The organism is Phyllobacterium sp. TAF24 (genome assembly GCF_052113785.1).
Classification (GTDB): Bacteria; Pseudomonadota; Alphaproteobacteria; order Rhizobiales; family Rhizobiaceae; genus Phyllobacterium.
The window spans coordinates 133,858-147,820 of the sequence record NZ_JBFRDN010000003.1 but is presented as its reverse complement, the minus strand read 5'-3'; the positions used below and the strand labels follow the sequence as shown (position 1 = coordinate 147,820).

Genomic DNA, 13,963 nt, shown 5'->3' with positions numbered 1-13,963 from the left:
GATAAAAATTGCGTGTGCGTTGCTCGGGAACCGGGAAATCCATGCAAGGAATGAGATTTTTGCGGCAGGAACTGGCCGTAGCATGACCGCTGCTTCCGCCAGATATATTCTTGCCGCAACAGGGTCGGCGTCGGGGCAAGAGTCCTCCCCGGCGCCAACCCTGACGTACAAAAGAAAAAGGCCCTTGCGGGCCTTTATCCATTGTCATGCCGTTCAGATCAGAATGGCGAATCCGGGAAGTAGAATTCCTTGGCATTCTCCTTGGTGACTAATGTCGCATCAAGGATGTACTTGCCGCGCACCGGAACCTGATCGTAGAAATTGGCGACCGTCAATTCGAGCGCCGTTGCGATCATGGATGGTGGATAGAGAACATTGATTGGTGTCATGGCGTCGCCGTCACCGACACGCTTGATCATGTCCTTCATGCCTGCRCCGCCGATGACCATCTTGATATCAGTACGCTTGGCTTGACTGATGGCTTCGAGCACGCCAACCGCCATGTCGTCATCCTGACACCAGACCGCATCGATCTTCGGGAACTTGGTCAGATAGTCCTGCATGACCTTGAACGCATCATCGCGTGACCAGTTACCGAACTGCTTGTCGAGGACCTTAATGCCGCTACCGGCAATGGCTTCGTCAAAACCCTTCTGGCGCTCTTCATCGATGACGATTGGCAGACCGCGAATAACGACAACATCGGCGGTGCCGAGCTTGTCCTTCAGATATTTACCGGCAACGCGGCCAAGTTCCGGATTGTTACCGGCAACGTAAAGGTCCTGAATAGTCGGATCAGACAAAGCACGGTCGACGACAGTGACGAAAACGCCCTTTGATTTGACCTGACGGATCGGGTCAGTCAGCTCGTCGGAATTGTGCGGTAGCGTGACCAAGGCATTAATGCCCTGTGTGGTCAGGTCTTCAAGCGCATTGGCCTGCGATGCACCATCAGGCGAGGTCTTGATAATGATCTTGAGGCCCGGATGGTTGGCTTCAAGAATCTTTGCCGCCCGTTCGGCGTGATAGACAACGCCGCCGGTCCAGCCATGATCGGCGGCCGGAATGGAAACGGCGATGGTGACTTTCTTGTCCTCGGCGTGAGCCAAGGTCATGCTTGACGCAAGCAGTGCGCCGGCAAGTCCCAGTATGAGTTTACGCATATCTCTCTCCCAAATATTCTACGGGCCTTTCCTTCGAGGTCGGCGGGTGGCCCATTCTCCCCCTCCCAAACTGTATTCTATCCCTTGCGTTGCAACGTCCTCTGCACAAGCATGGCGATGATGATAATAACGCCCTGTACGGCGCCGATCAGATACTCGCTGACGAAGTTCGAAAGCACCATGATGTTGCCCACAATTTCCAGCATGAACGCACCGCAGATTGTTCCCCATATGCGCCCGACGCCGCCTTTCAGCGCGGTACCGCCAATGACAACGGCGGTGATGGCCTGCAACTCCCAGAGCATACCGGTTGTGGTGGTCGCAGCACCCAGTCTTGGCACATAAACGACAACCGCGATGGCAACACAGATGCCTTGAATAATATAGGTCATGGCGCGGACGCGATTAACGTGAATGCCCGAGTAACGCGCCACATCCTCATTGGAACCGACCGCGATGACATGCCGTCCAAAGGACGTCTTGTAAAGAATGAAGGCCCCGAGCAGACCGACGGCAATGATAATCCACACGGGAATGGGCAATCCAATGAATGTTCCCGTATAAACAGGGCGGAACAGATTGCGCATGTCGTTGGATTTCATGGCGATTGAACCGCCATTGGCCAGCCAGACGGTGACAGACCGATAGATGGCCATAGTGCCAAGCGTGACGATAAATGGCTCGATCCGCCCGATAGTTGTTACTGCCCCATTGATCAGACCGGCCCCGGCTCCAACACCAATGGCGACAACGACACCGACAGCCAGCATAGTAAGATTGCCGTCGATTGCTGCCGAGTTCAGGAACAGGATCATGATACCCGCGACAAGCGCGGCCATCGATCCCACCGAGAGATCAAGCCCGCCTGCCGAAATGACGAAGGTTGCGCCCACTGCAATGATCGCAATGAAAGACGAGCGGGTCAGCACGTTCAGGATATTATCGACACCGATGAAGCTTGGATTGACCAAGGCGCCCAGAATGAACAGCACAGCCAGTGCGAGGAACGGCGCAACCGCAGTCATGTCAATATCTGCAAGCTTCCGGGCGAAGCCGCGCGCGTCGGTGGTTGGTTGTGTATCGGTCATGCGGACCCCGCTGCGTAAAGTTCTGCTTCGTTTGTTTTGACGCCGGTGGCGTAGACGACGATTTCATCTTCTGTCATCGCCTCGCCTGTCACCTCGCCCACAATGCGCGATGAGCGCATGACGAGAATACGGTGGCAGATACCGATCAGCTCCTGCATCTCGGATGAGATGACGATGACCGATTTTCCTGACTTGGCGAGATCGGCGATAAATTTGTAGATCTGTTCCTTGGTGCCGATATCGATGCCGCGTGTCGGCTCATCGATGATGACGATGCTCGGATCAAGCAGCATCATCTTGGCAAGCAACAGCTTTTGCTGGTTGCCACCGGAGAGCTGACCTGCAAGCAAATCGCGGCGGCGGGCCCTAATGTCGAATTCGGCGATTGCCTTGTCCAGCCCCTGCTCCTCGCGCTTGCGCTCGATCAGCGGGCCTTTGGTGAATTTCTCCAGCGAGGCAAGGGTAAGATTGGTGCGCAGGTTCTGCGCCAGAAGCAGGCCTTTGCCCTTGCGGTCTTCGCTCAAATAGACAATCCCGGCGGCCATGCTGTCGCGCACCCCGTGAAAGCGAACCGGCTTGCCATTGAGCTTGACCTGGCCATGGCCCGCTCGCAGCCCGACAATGCCCTCAAGCAATTCCGTGCGCCCCGCACCGATCAATCCGGCAAAGCCAAGGATTTCACCTTTGCGTAGGGAAAACGACGCTCCGCGCGCATAATCAGGAACATCAAAATTGGTGACTTCAAGAATGGTCTCGCGCGTCGCCGTCTCTTCCCGCTCGGGGTAAAGCTTCGACATATCGCGCCCGACCATCAGCTTTGCCATGTCAACAGGCTGCAATTCCGAGGCGTTACGCGTGGCAATCAGCTTGCCATCGCGCAGTACGGTGATGCGGTCGGCTATGGCGGCGACTTCAGGCAGGCGGTGCGAAATGTAGAGAACGGCGACATTCTGGTCGCGCAGGTTGCGGATGACCTTGAGAAGCGCTTCCGTTTCAATCGGCGTGAGGGACGCGGTGGGTTCATCAAAAATCACGACACGGTGCGGCACCTGCAGCGCGCGGGCGATCTGCACAAGCTGCCGCCGTGCAATGGAAAGCCGCGATACGGGCGTGGTGGGATCAATGTCCGCACCAAGTTTGCGCACGGCTTCAGCGGCCAGCCTGTTCATCTCGCGATCATTGACCATGAGGCCACGTTTCAGCTCACGGCCCATGAAAATGTTCTGCGCAACGGTCAAATGCGGTGCAAGCAGAATTTCCTGATGCACCAGCACGAGACCGCGATGCTCCGCATCAACAGGGCCAGCAAGGTGCACATCTTCGCCGTCCATCGCAACAGAACCGCGTGTCGGTTGCAAATGGCCGCTCAGAAGCTTCATCAGCGTGGATTTTCCCGCACCGTTCTCGCCGATAATCGCATGCACCTCACCGGGTTGAATGGTGAGACTGATATCAGTGAGCACCTCCACCGGCCCGAAAGCCTTGGCAATGCTGCGCGCTTCGAGGACGGGCGGCTGGTGTTGTTGTGGGTTGGGATGCGTGGACATTGATGTACTCACCCCCCTCTGCCCTGTCGGGCATCTCCCCCACAAGGGGGGAGATCAGCCTGTATAACCGTTTCGACCAACCTTCGATTGTGCAGTTTACGCGAAAGCAGATATGTCGATGTGATCTCCCCCCTTGTGGGGGAGATGTCCGACAGGACACAGGGGGGTGAGGAAAGGTACATCATTTAAACCATCACACCTTGGTCCAGACACCGCCGGCCTTGGATGACTTCACCGCTGCCTCGATGAATTCCATACCCGCAAGACCATCCTCAACGGTTGGATAGATGACATCCTTTGGCGTCTTCTTGCCTGTACGGGCGGCGATGATGGCCTGCGCGGCTTCGGTGTAAATATTGGCAAAGCCTTCAAGGTAACCTTCCGGGTGGCCACCGGGGATGCGGGTCACGCGAGCGGCTTCGGGATAGGCCCCTGCCCCGCCACGGGTCAGCAATTGTTTTGGCTTGCCGAACGGCGTGTACCAGAGATAGTTCGGGTCAGCCTGCGTCCATTCCAGACCGCCTTTTGTACCATAGACACGCAACTTCAGGCCATTCTCATGGCCGGGTGCAACCTGACTGGCCCAGAGCATGCCCTTTGCGCCGCCATCGAAACGCATCAGAATCTGCACATCATCATCAAGCTTGCGACCTTCGACAAAACTTGTCAGCTCGGCACAGAGTTGCTTCAGCGTGAGGCCGGAGACGAAACAGGCAAGATTATAGGCATGGGTACCGATATCGCCAATGGCACCGCCAGCGCCTGAGCGTTTCGGATCCGTCCGCCATTCCGCCTGTTTTGATCCGCTGTCCTCAGCTTTCTCGGTCAGCCAATCCTGCGGGTATTCGGCCTGCACCAGACGGATCGTGCCAAGCACACCCTTTTCCACCATGGCGCGCGCCTGCCGGATCATCGGATAGCCGGTGTAATTGTGGGTGACGGCAAAAATCTTGCCTGATTTTTTCACCAATGCCACGAGTTCTTTTGCGTCCTTGACCGTGGTGGTCAGGGGCTTGTCGCAGATCACATGGATGCCAGCTTTCAGAAAAGCCTTTGCGGCGGGTGCATGCATATGGTTCGGCGTAACGATAGCCACCGCCTCAATGCCATCGGGGCGTTTGGCTTCCGCTTTCGCCATTTCCTCGAAAGAACCATAGGCACGGTCTTCCGCGATCCCAAGTTCCTTCGCCGAAGCCTTGGCTCGATCAGGATCGGAGGAGAGCGCTCCGGCAACGAGTTCGTACTGGTCGTCGATGCGCATGGCGATACGGTGCACGGCGCCGATGAAAGCACCCTGCCCTCCTCCGACCATGCCGATGCGAATACGCCGGGTTGCTGCCTTTTGCTTGCCTGCTTCAATAGCCATTGCCGCTTCCTTCCGTTCTTATACCAGACCAAGGATACGGCGGTTGGCCGCGTCGTCGGTTCCTGCGCCAGCGAAGTCATCGAATGCTCTCTCCGTTACGCGGATCAGATGTGCGCTGATAAACTCTGCGCCTTCCCGTGCGCCATCCTCTGGATGTTTGAGTGCGCATTCCCATTCCAGCACGGCCCAGCCATCGAAATCATAGGCGGTCAGCTTGGAAAAGACGGCACCGAAATCCACCTGCCCATCGCCGAGCGAACGGAAACGGCCAGCACGATTGACCCACGACTGGAATCCGCCATAGACGCCCTGACGTCCAGTCGGGTTGAATTCGGCGTCCTTGACGTGAAACGCTTTGATGCGTTCGTGATAAATATCGATGTAGTCGAGATAATCGAGCTGCTGCAGCACGAAGTGCGAGGGATCGTAAAGCAGGTTGGCACGCGGATGATTGTTCACGCGCTCAAGGAACATCTCATAGGTCACGCCGTCATGCAGGTCTTCGCCCGGATGGATTTCATAGGCCGCGTCAACCCCCTGCTCATCGAGATAGTTGAGGATCGGTGTCCAGCGTTTGGCCAGTTCATCAAATGCCGCTTCCACCAGACCGGCAGGCCGCTGCGGGAAGGGATAAAGGAATGGCCAGGCCAATGCGCCGGAGAAGGTCGGCATGACTTTCAGACCGAGGTGTTTTGAGGCGCGCGCTGCCCGCTTGACCTGATCAACCGCCCATTCCTGCCGCGCTTTCGGATTGCCATGCACTTCGGGTACGGCAAAGCCGTCCATCAACTCGTCATAGACAGGGTGAACGGCAACGAGCTGGCCCTGCAAGTGTGTTGAAAGTTCGGTGATGGTGAGCCCGTGTGAACTGGCAATGCCTGCCACTTCATCGCAATAGGTCTTGGAGTCAGAAGCCTTTTTGAGATCGAATAGACGCGCATCCCAGGTGGGGATCTGAACACCTTGATAGCCCAGCGATGCCGCCCATTTGCAGATCGCATCGAAAGAATTGAACGGTGCCGCATCTCCCGCAAATTGCGCGAGGAAAATGGCTGGTCCCTTGATCGTCTTCATGTCTCGTCTCCTCCAATTCATTGGGTGCCTCGGGTAGGCACCGCTGGGGTCCTCAGGGCATATTGTCCCTGAGAAAAATATCGATACGAATGTGCTCCTGCCCCTGCACAATGGGACGGCCTTCACGCAGGGCTGTCAGAATACGCGCCGTGCTGCGTGCCATATGGCCGACATCCTGATTAATCAGCGCATCCACGGTGCCGCGCACCAGATGACGGCGGGTCGAGGCTGTCAGTTCATGTGCCACGAAAATCACATCGGATACGTGGCCGGTTGCTTCAAGCGCCTTCACGACACCTGCCTGACCACCACCGGCATTGTAGATGGCGACCAGATCAGAGTGATCGCGCAGGAGCGAGCGGGTGACAGCCTCGACGCGTGCATTCTCATCGCGTGCTTCGCGCACAGGTAAAACTTCAAGGTCAGGATATTCGCGGGAAATGACCTGCTCGAAACCGAATTGCCGCTCCACATGGTCGCGTAGTGCAAGAGAGCCGGCAATCATGCCAACCTTCCCCTTGCGCGGCCCAACAAAGCGGCCGATCAATGATGCGGCGGTGCGGCCAGCCGCATAATTATCAATGCCGACAAAATGGGCGCGGCGCGAATTGGGGACATCGGAGACCAGCGTCAGGACAACGACACCGGCATCGGCAAGAGTGTTGATGGCTTCGGTTACGGCAGGATGGTCGAGCGCCACGACAGCCACACCATCAATGCCAGAGGGCAGTTGCTCAAGCGCCAATGCCAGAGCTTCGCCGTCAAAAGTATCGACATAGTGAATGGAGAGACGCACCCGCTCCAGCAACTGGCGTTCACGGGTCGCACGGAATTCCGCGTCGAGCGCCTGCATGAATTCGTTTTCGCCCGTAGGCAGGATAATGCGGAAATCATAGTCACGTCCGCGCGCAAGGCGCGACGCATGCTGGTCCGGGTGAAATCCAAGCAGTTTGATAGCCGCGTTGACGCGCTCAATGGTGCGCGCATGCACACCATTCCTGCCGTTCACAACACGATCAACCGTTGCAAGACTGACACCGGCTTCTCGGGCGACGTCTTCAAGCGTCATCTTTACCACGAGAATTCTCCTCCGCCTGATATGCTAGATCAGGGAAATGAGGTGTGCAACTCTTTTTGAGTGGTTTTGATGGGAATTCTGACGGTGCCCGTCGAGGGCTTTATCCGGCAAAAGATTCTCGGAGCCTTCGCCTGCTCGTCACATGGTTGTAACGCGGCTGGCGCATAGGCCGTGTCAAAGATCAAAAAGCATTGTAAAAGCGGCGCATGACAGACATTCACATCCAGAATCTGACAAAGCGTTTCGGCGAGACGATTGCGCTCAAGGATATCTCCATTAATTTTCCTGCGGGCTCGTTCACCTCGCTGCTTGGGCCATCCGGTTGCGGCAAGACAACACTGCTGCGTCTTATTGCCGGGTTTGAAGCACCGGATGACGGTTCCATTGCCTTCGGCGATGAGCGGGTGGCGGATACCCACCGCCAGAAATCACCCGAGGAACGCGGCGTCGGCGTGGTCTTTCAGTCCTACGCCCTGTGGCCGCATATGAATGTTGCCGAGAATGTTGCCTATCCGCTCAAGACCCGCAAAATCGCCAAGGCCGAAATTGCAAGTCGCGTCAAAGCTGTGCTGGACAGTGTCAGTCTTGATGGTTTTGCCGATCGGCGCATCGAAGAACTCTCGGGCGGTCAACGGCAGCGGGTTGCGCTGGCACGCTGTCTGGTCGCCGATACAAAAATCATTCTCTTTGATGAGCCATTGGCCAATCTGGACATGCATCTGCGCGCTTCGATGATTGAGGCATTTCGCGATATTCACAGACGTACCCGCGCCACCATTGTCTATGTCACACATGATCAGGCCGAAGCATTGGCTCTATCTGATCGAATTGCGGTGATGAGTGCTGGAAACATCCTGCAGATCGCTTCGCCGAGAGAAGTATACCACTCACCCGCCGATCAGCGGGTCGCCGGTTTCATTGGACGGGGTATGCCGATTTCGGCCACCGTGGTTGAACGGCAGAAAACATCGGCAATCGTGGAGGTAGCGGGTTTCCGTCTGTCGGCTCGCGGAGTAGCGAATGGCTCCGATACCGTCAAATTGCTGTTGCGTCCGGAATCTCTCAATCTTGCGGAAAAGGGAATTGCAGTACGCGTACAGGAAAGCACCTATCGCGGTGCCGTTTATGAAACCCGGCTTGAACTTCCCAATGGCGAACGCCTGACACTCGATAGTGCCTCGGCCCTGCGCCTTGGCGACACCGTGCATATTGCCGTGGCGGATGCGTGGATTATTCCCGGCTAAGCTAGCGCCAGGGCAACACGCCTGATGGAAGCTTTTTACCAAGACGATCAAGCACGGCCAGAAGCCCCACGACAATGATGATGGTTGTCACGGCAATGGCCGCTGCATGGGTGCCGAGCCCGGCTTCTTCCAGACTGAACAGGACAACACCAAGCGTTTCATGGCCGCTTGACCAGAGCAGTGCCGAAACCGTCAATTCATTGAAAGCGCTCATGAACACAAGCAACGCGCCAGCGACGGCAGCGGGCGCTGTCAACGGTCCGGTAATTGTCATGAGGCGGCGTAGTGGTCCGGCACCTGATACCGCAGCAGCTTCATTAAGATCGCGCGACAATTGCCCAATCGCCGTTGTGACGGGTTTCATGGCCAAGGCGAAGAACCGCATGAGATAGGCAATGAGGATAATCCATGCCGTGCCGTAGAGACTGCCGATGAGTGGCAGTGGACGCAGGAACAGCAGGATGCAGGCAATGGCAAGGACAATCCCCGGCAAGGCATAGGGCAGTTCTATGGCCCCATGCAGGATACGCTGTGACAGGCGCGAAAACCGCTCCAGTCCGACGGCAACGGGAATCGATCCGATGGCGAGGATCAAAGCAGCGGCTCCAGCCAGTGTTGCCGAATTCCAGAAAGCGCGACTGGTTGATGCCTGCCGGTAGAGAACTTCCTCAAAATTGGCGAATGTCAGGGTTGACCAATTGAGCGGCACGCCAAAAGAGGGGATGAGGGCCGTGGTTATCAGGGCAAGCACTGGCAGGATCAGCATGAACAGGATTGCGAGCCAGCCGAGCGCTGCAAATGGCCAGCGATAACTGCCGAGAACGAACCGCGCTGGTGTTCCTGCCGTAAAGCGATGGCTGACTTTCTTCAGTGCCAGCGCCTGAAGAACAACGCCGAGCAAAGCGAGTATGGCAATGAGAACTGAAAGCGCGGCGACCTGTGGCAGTACGCTCGGGCCAAAACTGGCGATACGCTGGTAGATCATCGTGGTCAGGGTGAGGTAATTGACCGGCATGCCAAGCAGGGCAGGAATGCCGAAATTGCCGACACCGGAAACAAAGGCGAGAGCGGTAGCGGCGACGAGATAGGGGCGTACCATCGGCAGTACAATCGTCAGAAGAACGCGCATTGGCGATGAGCCGGAGGAGCGTGCCGCCTCAACCAGATCGCGCGGCACGCGGGTCAGCCCGGCGCGCAGTGTTATAAACACTATGGGTGCGTGCTGGATCGCATAAAGCAGGATAATGCCGTTACGGCCAAGCAATGGATTGGATGTGCCTGGCGGCGGTGCGAGACCAAAAGCACCGAGCAGTGTGCTCGACGGTCCGAACAGATGCAGCCATGACAGTGCCATGACCTGCGGGGCGATCATCAACGGCAATAGAAGCAGGAAGCCGAGGGTTTTACGCCCCGGCAGATCGGTCATTGCAATGCCTATTGCAAAGGGCGCGCCAATCAGCAGCGCCAGCAACGCGCCGAAGAACGCCGTATCCAGTGTGTTGAGTGTGGCGCGCATGACAGAGACGGTGGAAAGCCGTGCCGCGAATGCCGCAAGATCAATCTCGCCGCCCGGTGCAATAGCTGTCACCAGCAGCCGTAACATCGGCAGGAAGCTGAGAACAAAGATAGCGGCCAGTACCAGCAGGGCGGACAGCCGACCGTTTTGCCTGATAGTACGCATCAAACCATGGAAAGAACCCGCAGCAACTGACGCGGGTTTTCCGGATTTGTGTATGGATTGGATAACAGCCAAGAGTGTTTACTGTCCCATCACTTCGCTGAACTTTTCCTTGTTCTTGGTCTCGTTGGCAAGGGCTGCCGCAGCATCAAACTTCATGACCTTGATTGAGGCGCGATCAGGATAACCTGCCGGAAGGGCGACATCGGCACTTGCCGGAATATAGCCCATCTTGGCGGCCAGTTCCTGACCGTCCTTGGACAGAAGAAAATCGATGAAGGCTTTCGCGGCTTCCGGGTTCTTGGCTGTCGACAGAATACCGACTGGCTCGGTAACCGCTGAAACACCTTCCTTCGGGAAGACGAATTCGACCGGAGCGCCCTTGGCCTTTTCACGGATCGGCATGTAATCAACGATCATGCCATAAAGCTTGTCGCCGCCACTGACTGCCTTCAGGATATCGCCATTACCACCTGCCGCCTGCGCACCATTCTTGGCCAGCTCCGCATAATAGTCCCAGCCCTGCGTAAGGTTTTCGGTGAGGGTCACGGTGTGGATGAGTGCAGCACCTGAGGTCAGCGGGCTCGGCATGGTGACAAGGCCCTTGGCTTCCGGCTTGGCAAGATCGGCCCAGCTTGTCGGTACAAAAGGCGCTTTGGTGTTGTAGACAATGCCCGTGGTGATCAGCTTGGTGGAGAAATAGGTTCCGTCCTTGTCGAAAAGGGCAGCGTCGATGCCTGACGTTTTGGCATCCTTGAAGGGCAGCAAGCGGCCCTCCTTCTTCAAGCCTTCCATGGTGACCACATCGGCGATCAGTAAAACGTCGGGCTGCGGCTGCCCCGCTTCGATTTCAGCGCGCAGCTTGGCCATGATTTTTGGCGTTCCGTCGCGTACCCACTCAACCTTGATGCCGGGGTTTTTCGCCATGAATGCATCGGCGGTCTGCTGGGCATCGGTGTTGGGCTGACTGGTATAGAGAACCAGTTTGCCATCGGCGGCCAACACAGGTTGGAGCCCGGCGGCGAGCAGGATGGAAGCTACGAGAAGTTGGCGCATGATAACCCCTATTGTTTCTGGACGAAACGAGCCCTCTTTGATTTACGCTGGCTCATGATGATCGGCTACCCCTATACAAGCCGGATAACGGTTCGATGACATCTATACAAAAGTTGTCATGTATAGGTCGAGTTCTCATTCAGCGGTTGCGTTTGGAATTTCAGGATTTTGAATATGAAATCTAACCTGCTGCCGGACGTTTTTCATGGGATGAATTGATCTGTTGAACGTGTCAAAACTTTTCACTTGTCATCCCGTTGTTATAAACCGACAGTACAAAGAAAAAAATTGCACAGCTGCGCAATGGGGTGGAAAATGACTGGACAAGCTTTCCTCAAAGTCGAGAGAATGAGCGTCGGCTATGGCCCGACGACAGTACTCGACAATCTGGACCTCGATATTCACAAGGGTGAATTCGTGGCGCTTCTTGGCTCGTCCGGTTGTGGCAAGACAACATTGCTGCGCACAATTGCCGGCTTCTCCAAACCTTTCAGCGGTTCCATTCAAGTTGCGGATCGAGATGTCACACAAATGCCGCCGGACAAACGCGGCATGGCACTCGTCTTCCAGTCCTATGCGCTTTGGCCGCATATGACCGTTGCACAGAATATTGGCTATGGCCTGAAGCTGCAGAAGCATTCGAAGGATATCATCGAGGCTCGCGTCAATGAGATGCAGAATCTGCTCGGGCTCGGCGGTCTTGGCGCACGCAAGCCGGCTCAGCTTTCAGGCGGGCAGCGCCAGCGTGTGGCATTGGGCCGGGCACTGGCGATTGACCCGGAAATTCTGCTTCTTGATGAGCCTCTTTCCAACCTCGATGCCCGTATCCGCCTGACGGTGCGTCACGAGATACGCTCGTTGCAGAAGCGGCTTGGGATCACAGCGATTCATGTCACCCATGATCGTGAGGAAGCCATGGTGATGGCCGACCGCATCGTCATCATGAATGCCGGGCGGATCGAGCAGCAGGGCACGCCTGAGGATGTCTACAACAAGCCCGCCTCCCCTTTCGTTGCTGCGTTCATGGGCGCGGAGAATCTTCTGTCAATGCAAGCGCGTGTCAACGGCGAGCAAGTCGAACTGGCAGAAGGTGCGTTCAATCCATCAACGATCACTGCACGGTCCGGCCGCCCACTTTCCACTGGTCCAGTGCAGTTGCGGTTTCGCGCTGAAGCAGCCCGCCTTACCGGGAGCCGCGACACGGTTTCAGCCGAGCCGGGTGCGCTTGAACTTCGGGGACAGGTTGCCAGCGTCAGTTATCCCGGCGGCCATTGGCGCCATGCGGTGCGGCTTGGAGATGACGAGATACTCGTCGATGCGGATAGAGCCTTCGCCGAGGGAGAAACCGTGAAGGTGCATATCCCCGCGCAATCCCTTTTCATTTTTAACGCACCGCAGGCTTCTGCCGCTGCGTTTACCCATTGAGGACAGACGGCCTGAAGGCCGCTGCCCCATAGACTGCCAAAACAAAACATCCATGCTCAACGGGAGTTCACGATGAAAACAATATTACAGGCTTCTCTTATTCTCGGGCTTGCAGCGACACCTGCCGCTGCCGGTGATCTAACAGTATTGACGGCGGGCGACCAGAACATGGTCGACTACGTCAATGATTACCTCGCACCCATCTTCGAAAAGGAAAATCCGGGCACCAAGGTGCGCGTGGTTGGCACAGGCCCCGGCGACGCCGGTTCGCAGAAGATTGTCGAGCGTTTCGATGCGCAGTCCAAGGCCAACACGGAAAAGTGGGACGCGGATGTGGCCGTCGTCCATGAAAAATTTGCCGGTCCTATGGTCAAGGAAGGCTATCTCGAATCCTACCGCGCAAAAATTCCTTCAGGCGCAATGGTAACAAGTGACAAGGCCAAAATGGCACTCGGCGCCAATGTTGACGGTTACGTCATGCCGATGTTCTCCAGCCAGACAGCGATCGCCTACAATCCTGCGCTGATCCCCAATCCACCAAAGAGCTATGAAGAGCTGGTTGCCTGGGCGAAAAAGAACCCGAAGCAGTTCGGTTATAACGGCATCAAAGGCGGCGCTTCCGGTGTCAGCTTCGTCATGGGCTGGATTTATGCCTTCGGTGATGGCGATGCCAAGAAGTTGATGAACGGTCCGTTCGAAGAAGCCGAAACCAAGAAATGGGACAAGGCTTTCGCGGGCCTGAAGGATTTCACCACCAATGCCACGCTGACTCCAGGCAATGCGGGGACGTTGGATATGCTGAGCCGCGGTGAAATCGCCATGGGCCCGGTCTGGGTTGATATGTTCTATTCGTGGAAGGCCGATGGCAAGTTGCCGCCTGAAATGAAGCTGTTTTTGCCTGCGCCCGGTATGCCGGGCCAGCCCATGCACTATGTCATTCCGGCCAAGAGCCCGAATACGGAACTGGCCGAGAAGTTTGTCGCTCTTGCCACCAGCCCGAAAGTTCAGGCCGAAGGCATCGTCAAGCGCTTCAACTGGTATCCGGGCATTGATGCAAAGTATGTGCAACCGGAACTCGACAAAGCCAGCTGGGACAAGCTGTTCGTCGACATTTCGCCTGATGATCTGGCCACCAAGGCAAAGCCTTTCCCGATTGCCAAGTACAATTCGGCAATTCTCGAAGCATATGAGAAAAATGTAGCCAATTAATAGCGTGTGCTCTTCTGGACCACTGGCTTTCGTCA

At 56.4% G+C, this 13,963-nt stretch carries 11 protein-coding genes; 3 read left to right on the top strand and 8 right to left on the bottom strand.

Annotated elements, in window-relative coordinates:
• Positions 1–218: 218 nt before the first annotated feature.
• The 6 genes from AB4Y96_RS04175 to AB4Y96_RS04150 all read right to left on the bottom strand — a co-directional run bounded on the left by AB4Y96_RS04175 (position 219) and on the right by AB4Y96_RS04150 (position 7,307).
• Positions 219–1,163, bottom strand: coding sequence for an ABC transporter substrate-binding protein (locus AB4Y96_RS04175; RefSeq protein ID WP_091885416.1), 945 nt, complete (start codon positions 1,161–1,163; stop codon positions 219–221).
• A 77-nt stretch (positions 1,164–1,240) separates the two neighbouring features.
• A complete protein-coding gene (locus AB4Y96_RS04170; RefSeq protein WP_441915858.1) occupies positions 1,241–2,251 on the bottom strand; it encodes an ABC transporter permease in 1,011 nt (336 codons plus the stop codon).
• Positions 2,248–3,798, bottom strand: coding sequence for a sugar ABC transporter ATP-binding protein (locus tag AB4Y96_RS04165; protein ID WP_441915856.1), 1,551 nt, complete (start codon positions 3,796–3,798; stop codon positions 2,248–2,250). The genes AB4Y96_RS04170 and AB4Y96_RS04165 overlap by 4 nt, the downstream gene beginning before the upstream one ends.
• Positions 3,799–3,991: 193 nt before the next feature.
• On the bottom strand, positions 3,992–5,164 hold the full coding sequence (locus AB4Y96_RS04160; protein WP_441915854.1) for a Gfo/Idh/MocA family protein: 1,173 nt from the start codon (positions 5,162–5,164) through the stop codon (positions 3,992–3,994).
• An 18-nt stretch (positions 5,165–5,182) separates the two neighbouring features.
• A complete protein-coding gene (locus AB4Y96_RS04155) occupies positions 5,183–6,238 on the bottom strand; it encodes a sugar phosphate isomerase/epimerase family protein (protein WP_091885405.1) in 1,056 nt (351 codons plus the stop codon).
• A gap of 52 nt (positions 6,239–6,290) precedes the next feature.
• Positions 6,291–7,307, bottom strand: coding sequence for a LacI family DNA-binding transcriptional regulator (locus tag AB4Y96_RS04150; protein ID WP_441916033.1), 1,017 nt, complete (start codon positions 7,305–7,307; stop codon positions 6,291–6,293).
• Between the two features lie 215 nt (positions 7,308–7,522).
• Between AB4Y96_RS04150 and AB4Y96_RS04145 the strand changes: the two genes are divergently transcribed.
• Positions 7,523–8,560: an ABC transporter ATP-binding protein gene (locus AB4Y96_RS04145; protein WP_441915852.1), complete on the top strand. Its 1,038-nt coding sequence runs from the start codon at positions 7,523–7,525 to the stop codon at positions 8,558–8,560.
• Between the two features lies 1 nt (position 8,561).
• Here the strand turns inward: AB4Y96_RS04145 and AB4Y96_RS04140 are convergent, their stop codons facing one another.
• On the bottom strand, positions 8,562–10,241 hold the full coding sequence (locus tag AB4Y96_RS04140; RefSeq protein WP_441915850.1) for an ABC transporter permease: 1,680 nt from the start codon (positions 10,239–10,241) through the stop codon (positions 8,562–8,564).
• Between the two features lie 78 nt (positions 10,242–10,319).
• Positions 10,320–11,294: an ABC transporter substrate-binding protein gene (locus AB4Y96_RS04135; RefSeq protein WP_441915849.1), complete on the bottom strand. Its 975-nt coding sequence runs from the start codon at positions 11,292–11,294 to the stop codon at positions 10,320–10,322.
• Between the two features lie 315 nt (positions 11,295–11,609).
• Here AB4Y96_RS04135 and AB4Y96_RS04130 point away from each other — a divergent pair, with 315 nt between their 5' ends.
• Both AB4Y96_RS04130 and AB4Y96_RS04125 read left to right on the top strand, forming a co-directional pair.
• Positions 11,610–12,719, top strand: coding sequence for an ABC transporter ATP-binding protein (locus AB4Y96_RS04130; protein ID WP_441915847.1), 1,110 nt, complete (start codon positions 11,610–11,612; stop codon positions 12,717–12,719).
• 72 nt (positions 12,720–12,791) lie between these two features.
• A complete protein-coding gene (locus tag AB4Y96_RS04125; RefSeq protein ID WP_091885389.1) occupies positions 12,792–13,928 on the top strand; it encodes an ABC transporter substrate-binding protein in 1,137 nt (378 codons plus the stop codon).
• Positions 13,929–13,963: the final 35 nt, after the last annotated feature.